The organism is Pseudonocardia lacus, from assembly GCF_018531445.1.
GTDB classification, from domain to species: Bacteria; Actinomycetota; Actinomycetes; order Mycobacteriales; family Pseudonocardiaceae; genus Pseudonocardia; species Pseudonocardia lacus.
The window spans coordinates 14,173-28,562 of record NZ_JAHDTH010000104.1; the positions used below are offsets into that span (position 1 = coordinate 14,173).

Consider the following 14,390-nt stretch of genomic DNA (forward strand, 5'->3'; position numbering starts at 1 on the left):
TCCCCTGCTCAGAATCCGAGGTAGGCGTGGCGGAGGCCGTCGTCGGCGGCGAGCGCGGCGGCGCTGTCGGTGGCCACCACACGACCGAGGTTGAGCACCACCCCGACGTCGGCGATGGACAGCGCGCTGCGCGCGTTCTGCTCGACGAGCAGCACGCTCAGCCGGCCGCTCGCGGCGTCGTCGACGAGCTCGCGCAGCAGCCCGAAGATCTGCGCCACGATCCGCGGCGCCAGGCCGAGCGAGGGCTCGTCGAGCAGCAGTACGTCGGGCCCGGTGACCAGGGCCCGGCCGATGACCAGCATCTGCCGCTCCCCGCCGGAGAGGGTGTGCGCGTGGCGGGCGCGGCGCTCGGCCAGCGGCGGGAACATCGCGTAGACGTCGTCGATCACGTGGCGGGTGCGCTTGCGCGAGCTGCCCAGCAGGGCGCCAAGGCGCAGGTTCTCCTCCACGGTCAGCTCGGTGATGACCCCGCGGCCCTCCGGCACGTGCGCGACGCCGGCCCGGGCGATGGTCTCGGCCGGTGCCCGGGTGAGGTCGCGGTCGCCGAGCAGCACCTGGCCCGCGGTCGGCCGCACCAGCCCGGAGATCGTGCGCAGCAGCGTGGTCTTGCCGGCGCCGTTGGCGCCGAGCACCGCGGTGATCCGGCCGGGCTCCGCGGTGACGTCGACGCCGTCGAGGGCGGTGACCGGGCCGTAGCTGGCGGACAGGCCGCGGACCTGCAGCGCGGCCGTCGTCGCTGGGGCACTCACGAGTGCGTCGCCTCCTCGCCCAGGTAGGCGTCGATCACGGCCGGGTCGTCGCGGACCTCGTCGGGCGTGCCGTCGGCGACGACCCTGCCGAAGTCGAGGACGGTGATCCGGTCGCAGACGCTCATCACCAGGTCCATGTGGTGCTCGACGAGCACCACCGACATGCGCGCGGTCAGCGACCGGATCAGCTCGCCGAGCTCGGCCATCTCGTCGGCGCCCAGCCCGCTGGCCGGCTCGTCGAGCAGCAGCAGGTCGGGGGCGCCGGCCAGCGCCCTGGCCAGCGACACGCGCTTCTGCACCGGGTAGGGCAGGCTGCCGGGCAGGCGCGCGGCGTAGGACTCCACGCCCAGCTCGGCCAGTGCCCGCTCGGCCCGCTCGCGCAGCGCCCGCTCGTCTCGGTCCGAGCGCGACAGCGCGAACAGCGTCGAGGCGAACCCGGCGCGCGCGTGGCGCTCGGCGCCGACCATCACGTTCTCCAGCACCGTCAGCCCGGCGAAGAGCCCGACGCCCTGCAGCGTGCGGGCGATGCCCATCCCGGCCAGCCGGTGCGGCCGCAGCCCGCGCACCGGCCGTCCGTGGCGGAGTACAGTGCCGGTGTCGGGCCGGACGAAGCCGCAGCAGACGTTGAACAGCGTCGTCTTGCCGGCTCCGTTGGGCCCGATGACCCCGCGCACCTGTCCGGGGCCGACCGAGAACGACACATCGTCGAGGGCGACGAGACCACCGAACCGCACGCTGACACCGGCGACACCGAACACGGCCGCCTGGTCGTCGGTGGTGGCATCGGTCGCCTTGCCGAGGGGCACGGTCACGGGTCGCAACTCCATCGTCGGTCCGAGAGCCCCGCGTCCGGCGCGGGTGCGGCACTACTTTGGGCGGATCGCCCAGCGACCGCCATGGGCGCGGCGCCCAACATGCCCCACCCCGACCTGGGCGCAGCGCCCCAGCTTGTGGACGGCGCTGTGCGTCGTGCTGCACAGTGCTGCCCGTGGCTACGCCTACGCGCAGTGGCGGACGAGTCGGCGCAGACCGCCCGCCCCTCCCTCGCGCACTGCCGCCGCAGGCCCACGAGGCACTGCTCGTCCTGGGGGCGGCGCTGCTCGAGGACGTCGACGCGCTCGCCGACCGGCTCACCGTGATGGCCCTGCAGCGCGAGTCCGTCTACTCCGACATGGACCTGGTCGATGACCTCCGCGCGGCGTGCCGCATCAACCTCGAACGCGGGGTGCAGGTGCTGGCCGACCAGGTGCCGCAGGGCGTCGAACCGGAGGACACCTCGCGCCAGACCGGTCGTCGCCGGGCCCGCCAGGGCGTGCCGCTGGAGTCGGTGCTGCGCGCCTACCGGCTGGGCGGGCGGGTGATGTGGGAGGCATTGCTGGAGACCTCGCGGGGGCGCTTCAACGGCGCCTACGACGAGCCGCTCCTCGACGCGGCCGCCTACGTCTGGCGGGTGAGCGACAACAGCGCCTCGGCGCTGGTCGAGGCGTATCGGATGGAGGAGCTGCGGCTGCACAGCCACGACCTGAGCCGCCGGCACGCGATGCTCGACGCGCTGATCGAGGGCCGCGGCAGCGACCCGACGTTCCTGCGCAACGCGGCCACCGTGCTGGGGCTGCCCGAGGAGGGGGCGCTGCTGTGCGTGGTGGCCCCGATGGAGACCGCGGGGGAGTACCCGCTGCGCTCGCCCCAGGAGGCCATGGCCCTGCAGGACCTGCTGTCGGTGTGGTTCGTGCGCCCCCGCGACGAGGTCGGGGTGATCGTGCTGGGCTCGCGGCCGGCGAAGGTCGCGCTGGACGCCCTGCGCCCGTGCGTGATCGGGCGGGCCGGGGTCTCGCCGGTGGTCGAGGGCCTCGGCTCGGTCGACGCCGGCTACCGGATGGCCCAGACCGCGGCCCGCACGCTGAGCGGCCCCGGCCTGGCCGTGCTCGACGACCGCCTGCCCGAGGCGCTGCTGGTCGACAGCCCCGAGCTGCTGCCGCGCCTGGTCGGCACCGCGCTCGGCGGCCTGATGAGCCTGCCCCCGGCCGACCGCGACACCCTGCTGGGGACCCTGGAGGAGCTGCTGGCCTGCGGCGGGTCACCCACGCACGCGGCGACCGCGCTGTTCTGCCACCGCAACACGGTGATCTACCGGATGCGCCGGATCGAGTCCGCGACCGGCCGCTCGATCAGCAACCCGCGCGACCGGCTCCTGCTGACCCTGGGGCTGATGGCGGCCCGGGCGAAGCGGACCTGACCGGAGGGTCGTCACCGCGCCGGTCCTCGGCCCCGCCGTCATCGTGCGAGCCCGCCGGCCCGCTCCGGGACGGGATCGGGGGTGGCGCGGCCGAGAGCCCGCCCGAGGGCGCGCACCGCCCACCCCGCCGCGGCCCAGCGTTCCAGCGGCAGCGCGTTGCGCGCGTCGAGCACCGCGCGCGTGCGCACGTGTCCGGCGAGCCAGACCGGGTCCAGGTCGCGGTACTGCTGCCACTCGGTCAGGTGCAGCACGACGTCGGCCTGCTCGCAGGCCTTCTCGATGTCCACGGTGTAGTCCAGGGTCGGGAACACCGCGCGGGCGTTGTCGATCGCGGCCGGGTCGTGCACGCGGACCTGCCCGCCCTGCAGCTGGATCATCGCGGCCACGTTGAGCGCCGGGGAGTCGCGCACGTCGTCGCTGTCGGGCTTGAAGGCCGCGCCGAGCACCGCGACGTTGCGCCCGAGGAACGAGCCGCCGACGAGCTCGCGGGCGACGTCGACGGTGCGCCGCCGCCGCCGCATGTTGATCTCGTCGACCTCGCGGAGGAAGGTCAGCGCGTCGGCCACGCCCAGCTCACCGGCCCTGGCCATGAAGGCGCGGATGTCCTTGGGCAGGCACCCGCCGCCGAAGCCCAGGCCGGCCGACAGGTACCGGGAGCCGATCCGGGCGTCGTAGCCGATCGCCGTGGCCAGGGTGGTGACGTCGGCGCCGGCGGCGTCGCACACGTCGGCGATCGCGTTGACGAAGGAGATCTTGGTGGCCAGGAACGCGTTGGCCGAGACCTTGACCAGCTCGGCGGTGGCCAGGTCGGTGGAGATCCATGGGGTCCGGTCGGCGTCCACGATGGGCCGGTAGACCGCCCGCAGCAGGTCGTCGGCCGCGGTCGAGGTGACGCCGACGACGAGCCGGTCCGGGTGCAGGGTGTCGGCGATGGCGAAGCCCTCGCGCAGGAACTCCGGGTTCCAGGCCAGCTCGGCCCCCTCGCCGGCCGGGGCCAGCTCGCGGACCCGCGCCGCCAGCCGGGCGGCGGTGCCGACCGGCACGGTCGACTTGCCGACCACGAGCGCCGGCCGGTGCAGGTGCGGGGCCAGCCCGTCGACGACCGCGTCGACGTGGCGCAGGTCGGCGGCGTCGGAGCCGGGCAGTTGCGGGGTGCCGACGCACACGAAGTGCACCTCGCCGAACTCCGCGGCCTCGGCCAGCGAGGTGGAGAACCGCAGCCGGCCCGAGTCCACGGTCCGGGACAGCACCTCGGCCAGCCCCGGCTCGTGGAAGGGCGGCCGCCCGGCGGCCAGCGCCTCGACCTTGTGGGCGTCGACGTCGACGCCGAGCACCTCGTGGCCGATGTCGGCCATGCAGGCGGCGTGCACCGCGCCCAGGTAGCCGGTGCCGATGACGGTGATGCGCATGTCTGTCTCCTGCGGGGGTCAGGCGGACCGGTAGCCGTGCGGGTGCGACCGCTGGAACTTCCACGCGTCGGCGCACATGTCCGCCAGGTCGCGGGTGGTGCGCCAGCCCCACGCGGCGGCGACCCGGGACGGGTCGGCGACCAGGATCGGCACGTCCCCGGCGCGGCGGTCGGCGATCCGGTACGGGATCGGGCGGCCGACGGCAGCGGAGAACCGGGCGACGAGCTCCAGCACGGACGCGCCGGTGCCGGTGCCGAGGTTGAGCACCCGCAGGCCGGCCTCGTCGTCGAGGTGGTCCACCGCCACCCGGTGCCCGTCGGCCACGTCGACGACGTGGACGTAGTCGCGCACGCAGGTGCCGTCCGGGGTGGGGTAGTCGTCGCCGAACACGGCCAGCTCGTCGAGCCGGCCCACGGCCACCTGGGCCATGTAGGGCAGCACGTTGTTGGGCACGCCGGTCGGGTCCTCACCGATCATGCCGCTGGGGTGCGCCCCGATCGGGTTGAAGTAGCGCAGCGCGATCACCGACAGCTCCGGGTAGCGGCGGCAGGCGTCGCCGAGCAGCTGCTCGCAGATGTGCTTGCTGCGGGCGTAGGGGTTGGTCGGGCCGGCCGGCTCGTCCTCGCCCAGCGGGACGGTCGCCGTGTCGCCGTAGATCGAGCAGGACGAGGAGAACACCAGGCGCCGCACACCGTGCTCGTGCATGGCGCACAGCAGGGCGGTGGTACCGCCGATGTTGACGTCGAAGTAGTCCAGCGGGATCCGCATCGACTCGCCGACGGCCTTCTTCGCCGCGAAGTGGATCACGGCGTCGACGTCGTGGGCGGCGAAGACGGAGTCGAGGGCGGCGCGGTCGCGCAGGTCGACGCGGTGCGCGCCGGCCAGCGGTCGGCCGGCGAGCTTCTGCACCGCGTCCAGGGCGTGCGGCGAGCTGTTGGAGTGGTCATCGACGACGACCACGTCGTGACCGTGGTCGAGCAGCTCCACGCAGGTGTGGCTGCCGATGAAGCCGGCTCCGCCGGTGACGAGGACGGTCTGGGGCACAGGGGTCTCCAGGGGTGGGGCTGGGGGTCGGGGCTGGGATCAGAGCGGCAGCAGGCCGGCGAGCTCGGCGCCGGTGAAGGCGCGCCACCAGTCGGGTCCGAACACGGCGGAGGCGTAGGCCGGGTAGCGGACGGCGGCCAGCGCGGTGCCGGCGGCCACGACGACGGCCCAGACGAGCGGCCACGCCGCGGTGCGCCCGAGCGCCGCGGAGAACGAGGTGCCGGCACTGCGGGCCGACTCGCGGGCGTGCAGCACCGGGAGGGCCAGCACGACCAGCGAGTACGCGGTCGCGCCGACGAGGCAGAGGAGCACGTAGCCCGCGGCGTCGGTGTGCGCCTCGGCGTAGAGCGCGGCCCCGGCGAGCACGACCACGGTGAGCAGGTAGGGCAGCACGAGCCGCACCGGGAACGGCTCCAGGCCGCCGGGGCCCTTCGGCGTGACCGCGAAGGTGATCTGCCGGGGGCGCACCGCCTGCAGCACCGCCGCGGTGACCCCCCACGCGATCAGCGGCCACCGGGTCAGGCAGTACAGGTAGTTCTCCCAGCTGACGAGGGGCGCCCGCGGCGGTCGCAGCAGCCCGCGGCGGCGCAGCACGAGCGCGGTGAGCAGGACGGCCAGCGCGACCACCCACCACAGCAGGATGAACTCCACGTAGTCGACCCGGATCCAGACCGTGCCGGTGACCGCGGCGACCGGGGCGAGCAGCAGGCCACCCACCGTGGTCAGCGACAGCAGCAGGTAGTAGCTCAGGGCGTAGAGGAACCGCAGCCGCAGCCGCCACGGCAGCCGGCCGAGGTGGCTCGGCACCAGCCCCAGCAGCACCGTGGTCAGGCTGCGCGACCACTGGAACTCCTGCACCAGCATCGCGGCGAAGGTCGGCGGGCCGTCGCCGTGCGCCTCGGCGTCGATGGCGAACGCGCCGTGCCAGCCCGCGGAGTTGAGCAGGAAGCTGGTGCTGAAGTCCTCGGCGAGCTCGGGCCCGATGCCGCCGATCTCGGCCAGGGCGGCGGTCCGCACGGCGTAGTGCGAGCCGATGCACACCGGGGCGAGCCCGGCGCTGTGCCCGAGCTGCGCCGGGCCGTGGAAGGTGGCCTCGCGGTGCAGCCGCCCACGGGCGGCCCACGACTCGGCCGCGTTGGCGTCGCAGACGCTGGGCGCGCTGACGTAACCGATCGCCGGATCGGCGAACGGGCGCACCATCTCGCGCAGGTAGCTGCGGGTCGGCACGTGGTCGCAGTCGAGCTGCGCGACGACGTCGTAGTCGCGGTAGCCGCCGTGGTCGTAGAAGAAGGCCAGGTTGCCCTCCTTGCACTTGGTGCGCCGGGGCCAGGTGAGCCGGTGGTAGGCCTCGACGCCCTCCCGCGTCGACAGCTTCACCCCGTGCCCCGCGCACCACCTGCGGATCTCATCGGTCGTGCGCTCGTCGCAGAGCCACACGTCGTAGCGGCGCGGGTAGTCCTGGTCCAGCATCGCCGACAGGGTCGTGCGGGCCACCTCCCACGGCTCGGAGGGAGCCCGCGTCACCACGAACGCCACCCGCAGGTCGGGCACCCCGACGTGGCCCGCCACCCGCCGGAGCCGGTTCACCCCGACCACGAAGTAGACCGGCATCACCGACAGGTAGAGCAGGATCGTGCCGTTGAGCAGCAGCCCGAGCGTGCCGACCCGGTGCGCCGGGTGCAGCAGCCAGGTCCAGAACACCACCAGCGCAGCCACCCACGCGATCGACAGCACGGCGACCACCACCCGCGAACCGGGCCCGAGCACCGGCTCGAAGGTGGCCCGGCCCAGCCGGCGGCGCAGGTTGCGCGAGCGCTCGAACACCGGACCGGAGGGGCGGACCGCCCGCACCGCCCCCCGCGAGAGCGCCTGGATCCGGCCGGCCAGCTCGTCCGGCCCGGCCGGGGCAGGTGCTGCCGAGGTCCGGTCCAGGACGGCGACCCCGCCGCGGTCCTGGACCGGCAGCACGACGGTGGCCGCTTCCCCGCGTCCTCCGACCGGGCGCAGCCGCTGGGTCGGAGGGTCGACCGACCGCGGCAGGCGGACGGTGGGACCGTCCACGGATCCGGCCCGCCCGTCCGGTCGCGGTCGCGGGACGAGCACACGGCGGTCCGGGCACGATCGGGTCATCGGGCGCGGGTCGGTGCGGTGCCGGGACGGGTGGTGATGACGCTCATGCCGGGACGGCGGCCGTCGCCGCGGTCGCGCCGTCGAGCTGGCCGCCGGCGATCGCGCCGCGGGCGGCGACGACCTCGTCGCGGTGCGCGCGGAAGTAGTCGACCGTGCGCCGCAACCCGTCCTCCGTGGGGACGCGGGGCTCCCAGCCCAGCAAGGCCCGGGCCCGTTCGACGACCGGCCGCCGGCGTGCGGGGTCGTCCTGGGGCAGCGGGTGGTGCTCGACCCGGGAGGTCGAGCCGGTGATGGCCAGCACCAGCTCGGCGAGCTCGGCGACGGTGCGCTCGCTCGGGTTGCCGATGTTGATCGGGCCCGCGGCGTCCGAGTCGAGCATCGCCACCAGGCCCCGCACCAGGTCGTCGACGTAGCAGAAGCTGCGCGTCTGGCTGCCGTCGCCGTAGACGGTCAGCGGGTCGCCGTTGAGCGCCTGGGCGATGAAGCTGGTGACGACCCGGCCGTCGTGCGGGCGCATCCGCGGCCCGTAGGTGTTGAAGATCCGCACGATCCCGGTGTCGACGCCGTGGGTGCGCCGGTAGGCGGCGGTGAGCGCCTCGGCGTAGCGCTTGGCCTCGTCGTAGATGCTGCGCGGGCCGATCGGGTTCACGTTGCCCCAGTAGGACTCCTCCTGCGGGTGCACCAGCGGGTCGCCGTAGACCTCGCTGGTCGACGCGAGCAGGAAGCGCGCGCCGTCGGCGTGCGCGATGCGCAGCGCGTTCTCGGTGCCGCTGCTGCCGACCGCCATCGTCTCCAGCGGGCGCCGGTGGTAGTCCGGCGGGGACGCCGGGCTGGCCAGGTGCGCCACCGCGTCGACCCGGCCGTCCACCGGGATCGTCCGCGACACGTCGGTCCGGACGAACGTGAAGCGGGTGTCGGCCAGCAGGTGGTCGACGTTGCTCAGGCGGCCGGTGGACAGGTCGTCCGCGCAGACGACGCTGTCACCGCGGGCGAGGAGGGCGTCGCACAGGTGCGAGCCGAGAAAGCCGGCACCGCCGGTGACGAGCACGCGCATGGTGTCTCCGAGCTGGGTCTGACGTTCGGGGGTGGATCGGTACCTGCCCGGTGGCTCTTTCGGGGGCGGAACGATGGCGCAGATACCCCACGGTCGTCGACCGGATGCCACAGGCTGTTACATCTCTCGGGCGTGTCGTAGCTCGTCTGAGGTAATGATGGACGCGAATCCGCAGGTTCTTCTCACGGAGAGCGGTCACCGTGGGCAACCGAGCGACGCGAATCACCCGGTCGGGTGGTTCAGCCGGAACCCGGGAGGTCCGAGTGCTCAACAGACGGCGACTGCTGTCCGTCGCCGCCGTGGCCGCCGCGGCGACGGCGTGCGCGGCGCCGGCGCCGGTACCGGTCCCCGTACCCGCACCGGGACCCACGCCGCGGCTGCGCATGCGTGGCGCGGACATCTCGTTCGCCCTGCAGCTGGAGGCGGCCGGGTCCACCGTCGCCGCCGACGGCGGCGTGCGGCCGGTGGAGTCCGTGCTGGCCGCGCACGGTGCCAACCTGGTCCGGCTGCGGGCCTGGGTCGACCCGCCCACCGGCTACAGCGACCTGGCCATGGCCCTGCGGCTCGGCAGGCGGGCCGCCGCCGCGGGCTGCGCCATCCACCTGGACCTGCACTACTCCGACTTCTGGGCCGACCCGCGCAGCCAGCGGATCCCGGCCGCGTGGCAGGGCCTGGACGGCTGGGCGCTGGCCGAGGTGGTGCGCGCCCACACCCGCGACGCGGTCGCCGCCTTCGCCGCGCAGGGCACGCCGCTGTCGATGATCCAGATCGGCAACGAGGTCACCTGGGGCATGCTGTGGCCCGTCGGGCAGATCGTCGCCGGCCCGCAGGAGCACTGGGACGGCTTCGCCGGGCTGCTGCACGCCGGACTCGCCGGGGCCCGCGAGGCGGCGCCCGACCTCGCCACGATGGTGCACATCGAGCGCAGCGGCGACCCAGGCGGCAGCCGCCGGTTCTTCGACACCCTGTTCGGCCGCGGCATCGACGTCGACGTCATCGGCCTGTCGTACTACCCGTTCTGGCACGGCTCGCTCGACGACCTCACCGGCACGCTGCACCTGCTGGCCGAGCGGTACGGCAAGGACGTGCTGGTCGTCGAGACCGCCTACCCGTCCGGGCTCCCGGCCGACGACCGCGCGGACTACTTCGTCACCGATGCCGACGACCTGCCCGACGGCGACCGGTTCCCGCCCACCCCCGACGGCCAGGCCGCGTTCTTCGAGGAGTTGCGCGCGGTGCTCGCAGCCGTGCCGGGGGACCGGGGGGCCGGCTTCTGCGTGTGGGAGCCCGCCTGGCGCGGGCACGAGGTCGGGGTCCGGCACGGCGAGGGCAACCCCTACGCCAACCTCGCGATGTTCGACGACGGCGGCCGGCCGCTGCCCGCACTCGCCGCGTTCCGTCCGTGAACCGATGAGCCGTCGGATGCAACGCTTCCGGTCGTTCGGGCGACGAGGACGGTACGAGGGTGTGATCGACCGGTGGCAGGGGAGTCGATGGTGCTGACCCGGCGTCGCCTGCTCGGCGTGTCGGCAGGGCTGGGCGGAGCGGTGCTGCTGGGCGCCTGCACCGGCGGGAGCGGGTCGGGACCGCCCGCGGGCGGCCCGCCGCCCACGCCCGCCCCACCTCGGACGCTGCCCGCGTTGACCCGGATGCGCGGCGCCGACCTGTCGTTCACGCTGCAGCTGGAGGCGGCCGGGCTGGCCTTCGTCGACGGTGACCGCTCCGCTCCGGTCGAGACGCTGCTCGCGGCCCGGGGGATGAACCTGGTGCGCCTGCGGTTGTGGGTGGATCCGCCGCCGGGCACCAGCGACCTCGCCAGCACCCTCGCCCTCGCCCGGCGGGCCAACGCCGCCGGGTGCCACGTCATGCTGGCCCTGCACTACGCCGACCTGTGGGCCGACCCCACCCACCAGCCGACGCCGCGCGCGTGGGACGGCCGCGGTGTGGACGCCCTCGCCGAGACCGTCCGCCGCTACACCGGCGAGGTCGTCTCCGCGCTGGCCGCCCAGGGCACACCGCCCGCGCTGGTCCAGGTCGGCAACGAGGTCTCGAACGGGATGCTCTGGCCGACCGGGCGGATCGAGCGCGGAACGGACGCCGAGTGGGACGTCCTGGCCCGGTTGCTGCAGGCCGGCGTGCTCGGTGCCCGCGACGCCGTGCCCGGTGTCCGCACCGTCGTGCACACCGACCGCGGCGGCGACCGCCGCGGCTGCGAGCGGTTCTTCGGCGCCCTGCTCGACCGGGGCGTCGAGTTCGACGTCGCCGGGGTGACCTACTTCCCCTGGTGGCACGGCTCGCTGTCGACGCTGTCGGCCAACCTCGACCGGCTGGCCACCCGGCTCGGGCGCGGCGTCGCTGTGGTCGAGACGGCCTACCCGTGGACGCTGGACTCCGCGGGCGTCCCCGACGCGTTCGTGTCGCAACGGCAGGCCCTGCCCGAAGCGGCGCGGTTCCCGCCGACCCCGTCGGGCCAGGCGGCGTTCTTCGCCGCGCTGCGGGAGCGGATCGACGCGGTGCCCGGCGGCGCCGGCCTCGGCTTCATCGCCTGGGAGCCGGCCTGGATGGCGGCCGTGCGGCCCAGCCCCGGCGAGGTGAACCGGTTCGTCAACCTGACCATGTTCGACTGGGACGGGGCGGGCCTCCCGGCGCTCGCCGCCTTCACGGCCTGATCCGGGCGCCGCTCACGTCCAGGCGCGGGCCGAGCGCGCCGCCCAGTAGTCCCGAGGGGCCTCGGAGAGGTCCGCGAGCTCGCCGAGGACGTCGGCGGGGACGGTCACGGCGGTCGCGGAGGCGTTGCTGTGCACCTGGGCGGGGTCGACCCCGCCGGACAGCACGCACCACGTCCACGGCTGGGCGAGCGCCGCGGCGATGGCCAGCTGGTCCACCGGCACGGCGAGGTCGGCGGCCAGCGCCGCGACCCGGGCGGCGCGGTGGTCGTCGGGGGCCGCACCGCCGGGGGCGAGCCGACCGTTCGCCACCGGCTCCTTGACGATCACCTCGGCGCCCGCGGCGGCCGCCTCGGCCAGCGCGGGCCCCGCGGAGGTCTCCAGCACGTTCCACGTCGACTGGACCGAGGTGAACAGCGGGACACCGTCGACGTCGATGCCGATCGCCTGCCGCACCGTCGCCGCCTGTGCCGGTCCGGAGGTGGACAGGCCCACCCGGATGCCGCGCTCGCGCAGCCCGGCCAGCGCCCGCAGCACGGCCGGGTTGTCGAGCACTCCGGTCTCGGGCGTGGCCGAGTGGATGTGGTAGCGCTCCAGGCGGGGGCCCAGCAGCGCCAGGCTCTGCGCGACCTGCTCGATGAACGCCTCGACCGAGTGGTCCTTGACCTCGTGCACATCGGCCTCGACGTGCCACTCGCCGACGTAGCGGTAGCCCCACTTGGAGCCGATCCGCACGTCCGTGGCGTCCGGGCGCGCGGCCAGCCACCCCGTCAGGAACTCCTCGGCCCGACCGTACGACCGGGCGACGTCGATGTAGCGCACGCCGGCCCGGTACGCCGCGTCGAGCACGCTCCACGTCCGCTCGCGCAGGTCGTCGACCGAGCGGTGGTCGCCGAGATCGGTGACGCGCCCCGAGGTGATGTAGGCGGGTCGGGCGACCGCGGCCAGGCCGATCCCGATCCGGGTGGGCAGGGGGTTCATCGAAGGTCCTTCCGGGGCTGGTCGTCGTGGCCTACGGTTCGCAAACGATCGCGATCGTCCGACGAGGGGCCACCGTGAAGAAGCTGATCAACGATCCCGCCGACGTCGTGTCCGAGGCCCTGCTGGGCATCGCCGCCGCCCACCCCGATCTCGGGGTCGACCACCAGAACAAGGTCGTCTACCGGGCCGACGCCCCCGTGCGGGGCAAGGTCGGCCTCATCTCCGGCGGCGGGTCGGGTCACGAGCCGCTGCACGGCGGCTTCGTCGGGCCGGGGATGCTCGACGCGGCCTGCGCCGGCGAGGTCTTCACCTCGCCGGTGCCCGACCAGGTCGTCGCGGCCACCCGGCTGGCCGATGGCGGTGCCGGTGTGCTGCACATCGTCAAGAACTACACCGGCGACGTGATGAACTTCGAGATGGCCGCCGAACTGGTGACCGCCGAGACGGGCGTCGAGGTGGTCTCGGTCGTGGTGGACGACGACGTCGCCGTGCAGGACAGCCTCTACACCGCAGGCCGGCGCGGCGTCGGCACGACGGTGCTGCTGGAGAAGATCACCGGCGCGGCCGCCGACGAGGGCCGCGACCTGGCCGCCGTCGCCGACGTCGCGCGCCGCGTCGACGCCGCGGGCCGCAGCATGGGCATGGCGCTGACCTCGTGCACCGTGCCCGCGGCCGGGCAGCCCACGTTCGACCTGCCCGAGGGCGAGATGGAGATCGGCATCGGCATCCACGGCGAGCCGGGCCGCAAGCGCGTGCCCGTCGCACCGGCCAAGGACATCGCCGAGATGCTGGTCGAACCCATCCTGTCCGACCTGGACTTCACCGGCGGCGAGGGCGTGCTGGCCTTCGTCAACGGCATGGGCGGCACGCCGCTGCTGGAGCTGTACCTGATGTACAACGAGGTCGCGAAGCTCCTGGCCAAGGCGGGGGTCACGGTGGTGCGGTCGCTGGTCGGCCCCTACATCACCAGCCTGGAGATGGCCGGGTGCTCGGTCACCCTGCTCAAGCTGGACGACGAGCTGGTGCGGCTGTGGGACGCCCCGGTCAGCACGCCCGGCCTGCGCTGGGGGCGGTGAGCGCGGTGCCGGTCGACGTGGCCGCGCTGCGGGCATGGATCGGGGCCTTCGCCGCCGACGTCGCCGAGCACCAGGAGGAGCTCACCCGCCTGGACTCGGCGATCGGCGACGCCGACCACGGCGCCAACCTCGCCCGCGGGATGAGGGCGGTGGTGGCCGCGCTCGACAGCGAGAAGCCGAGCACGGCCGGCGCGCTGCTCAAGCGCACGGGGATGACGCTGGTGAGCACGGTCGGCGGGGCGAGCGGCCCGCTGTACGGCACGTTCTTCCTGCGCATGGGCACGGCCGCCGGCGAGGTCGAGACGCTCGACGCGGCCGCGTTCGGCGCCGCGCTGCGCGCCGGCGTCGGCGGGATCGTGGCGCGCGGCAAGGCCGAGCTGGGCGACAAGACGATGTACGACGCGCTCGCCCCGGCCGCCGACGCCTACGACGCCGCGGGCGACGACCTCGGGGCCGCGCTGCGCGCCGCGTCCGAGGCCGCCGACCGGGGACGCGACGCGACCGTCCCGCTGCAGGCCCGCAAGGGCCGGGCCAGCTACCTCGGCGAGCGCAGCGTCGGCCACCAGGACCCGGGTGCGACGTCGTCGGCGTTGCTGCTGGCCGCGGCCGCGCGCACCTTGGGATGATCGACGGGTGAGCGCACCGGTCGGCCTGGTCGTCGTCTCGCACAGCCGGGCGCTGGCCGCGGCCGCCGTCGCGCTGGCCCGCGAGATGGCCCCGGCCGACCTGCCCGTCGAGGTGGCCGCGGGCGTCGACGGCCCCGACGGCCCCGCCTTCGGCACCGACGCGGTGGCGATCAGCGCCGCGATCGGGGCCGCCGACCGGGGTGCCGGCGTCGTCGTGCTGATGGACCTGGGCAGCGCGGTGCTCTCCGCCGAGCTGGCCCTGGACCTGCTGGCCGACCCCGACCAGCGCGACCGGGTGCTGCTGTGCCCCGCCCCGCTGGTCGAGGGACTGGTGGTGGCCGCCGTGGCCGCCGGGGGCGGCGCGAGCCGGGCCGAGGTCGCGGCCGAGGCGAGCGGGGCGCTCGCGGCCAAGCTCGCCC

The 14,390-nt window shown here is 74.7% G+C and carries 13 protein-coding genes; 6 read left to right on the top strand and 7 right to left on the bottom strand.

What is annotated here, in order from left to right; all coding sequences use genetic code 11:
• Positions 1-8: 8 nt before the first annotated feature.
• Complete coding sequence (locus KIK08_RS21510; protein WP_214405019.1) at positions 9-749, bottom strand: ABC transporter ATP-binding protein; 741 nt, start codon at positions 747-749, stop codon at positions 9-11.
• Positions 746-1,555, bottom strand: a complete 810-nt coding sequence (locus KIK08_RS21515) for an ABC transporter ATP-binding protein (RefSeq protein ID WP_308257782.1) — start codon at positions 1,553-1,555, stop codon at positions 746-748. The genes KIK08_RS21510 and KIK08_RS21515 overlap by 4 nt, the downstream gene beginning before the upstream one ends.
• Positions 1,556-1,737: 182 nt before the next feature.
• On the opposite strand from KIK08_RS21515, the gene KIK08_RS21520 reads away from it, so the two are divergent.
• A complete protein-coding gene (locus KIK08_RS21520; RefSeq protein WP_308257779.1) occupies positions 1,738-2,985 on the top strand; it encodes a PucR family transcriptional regulator in 1,248 nt (415 codons plus the stop codon).
• A gap of 38 nt (positions 2,986-3,023) precedes the next feature.
• Here the strand turns inward: KIK08_RS21520 and KIK08_RS21525 are convergent, their stop codons facing one another.
• From KIK08_RS21525 to KIK08_RS21540, 4 genes are all read right to left on the bottom strand, one after another.
• Entirely contained in the window at positions 3,024-4,394 is a 1,371-nt protein-coding gene (locus KIK08_RS21525) for a UDP-glucose dehydrogenase family protein (RefSeq protein WP_214405021.1), read from the bottom strand.
• An 18-nt stretch (positions 4,395-4,412) separates the two neighbouring features.
• Positions 4,413-5,438 (bottom strand): UDP-glucose 4-epimerase GalE, encoded by a 1,026-nt coding sequence (gene galE / locus KIK08_RS21530; RefSeq protein WP_308257780.1) that lies wholly within the window; start codon positions 5,436-5,438, stop codon positions 4,413-4,415.
• Between the two features lie 39 nt (positions 5,439-5,477).
• Complete coding sequence (locus KIK08_RS21535) at positions 5,478-7,499, bottom strand: glycosyltransferase family 2 protein (protein ID WP_214405022.1); 2,022 nt, start codon at positions 7,497-7,499, stop codon at positions 5,478-5,480.
• Between the two features lie 112 nt (positions 7,500-7,611).
• A complete protein-coding gene (locus KIK08_RS21540) occupies positions 7,612-8,622 on the bottom strand; it encodes a UDP-glucuronic acid decarboxylase family protein (protein WP_214405023.1) in 1,011 nt (336 codons plus the stop codon).
• Between the two features lie 263 nt (positions 8,623-8,885).
• Here KIK08_RS21540 and KIK08_RS21545 point away from each other — a divergent pair, with 263 nt between their 5' ends.
• Positions 8,886-10,028 carry a glycoside hydrolase family 53 protein gene (locus tag KIK08_RS21545; RefSeq protein ID WP_214405024.1) on the top strand — a complete coding sequence of 381 codons (1,143 nt, stop codon included), beginning with the start codon at positions 8,886-8,888 and terminating at the stop codon, positions 10,026-10,028.
• Positions 10,029-10,100: 72 nt separating this feature from the next.
• Entirely contained in the window at positions 10,101-11,291 is a 1,191-nt protein-coding gene (locus tag KIK08_RS21550; RefSeq protein ID WP_214405025.1) for a glycoside hydrolase family 53 protein, read from the top strand.
• Positions 11,292-11,303: 12 nt separating this feature from the next.
• On the opposite strand, the gene KIK08_RS21555 is transcribed toward KIK08_RS21550, so the two are convergent.
• Positions 11,304-12,269 carry an aldo/keto reductase gene (locus KIK08_RS21555; protein WP_214405026.1) on the bottom strand — a complete coding sequence of 322 codons (966 nt, stop codon included), beginning with the start codon at positions 12,267-12,269 and terminating at the stop codon, positions 11,304-11,306.
• Positions 12,270-12,343: 74 nt separating this feature from the next.
• Between KIK08_RS21555 and dhaK the strand changes: the two genes are divergently transcribed.
• From dhaK to dhaM, 3 genes are all read left to right on the top strand, one after another.
• Positions 12,344-13,345, top strand: coding sequence for a dihydroxyacetone kinase subunit DhaK (gene dhaK, locus KIK08_RS21560; protein WP_214405027.1), 1,002 nt, complete (start codon positions 12,344-12,346; stop codon positions 13,343-13,345).
• Entirely contained in the window at positions 13,342-13,971 is a 630-nt protein-coding gene (gene dhaL, locus KIK08_RS21565) for a dihydroxyacetone kinase subunit DhaL (protein WP_214405028.1), read from the top strand. Before dhaK ends, dhaL begins: the two co-directional genes overlap by 4 nt.
• Positions 13,972-13,978: 7 nt before the next feature.
• On the top strand, positions 13,979-14,390 hold a 412-nt coding region (dhaM, locus tag KIK08_RS21570; RefSeq protein WP_308257781.1), incomplete at its 3' end, for a dihydroxyacetone kinase phosphoryl donor subunit DhaM.

Bases quoted from the DNA above. Each gene is read 5' to 3' on its own strand.
- KIK08_RS21525 (WP_214405021.1), bottom strand. From the start codon at position 4,394: ATGCGCATCACCGTCATCGGCACCGGCTACCTGGGCGCGGTGCACGCC.
- KIK08_RS21555 (WP_214405026.1), bottom strand. From the start codon at position 12,269: ATGAACCCCCTGCCCACCCGGATCGGGATCGGCCTGGCCGCGGTCGCC.
- KIK08_RS21540 (WP_214405023.1), bottom strand. From the start codon at position 8,622: ATGCGCGTGCTCGTCACCGGCGGTGCCGGCTTTCTCGGCTCGCACCTG.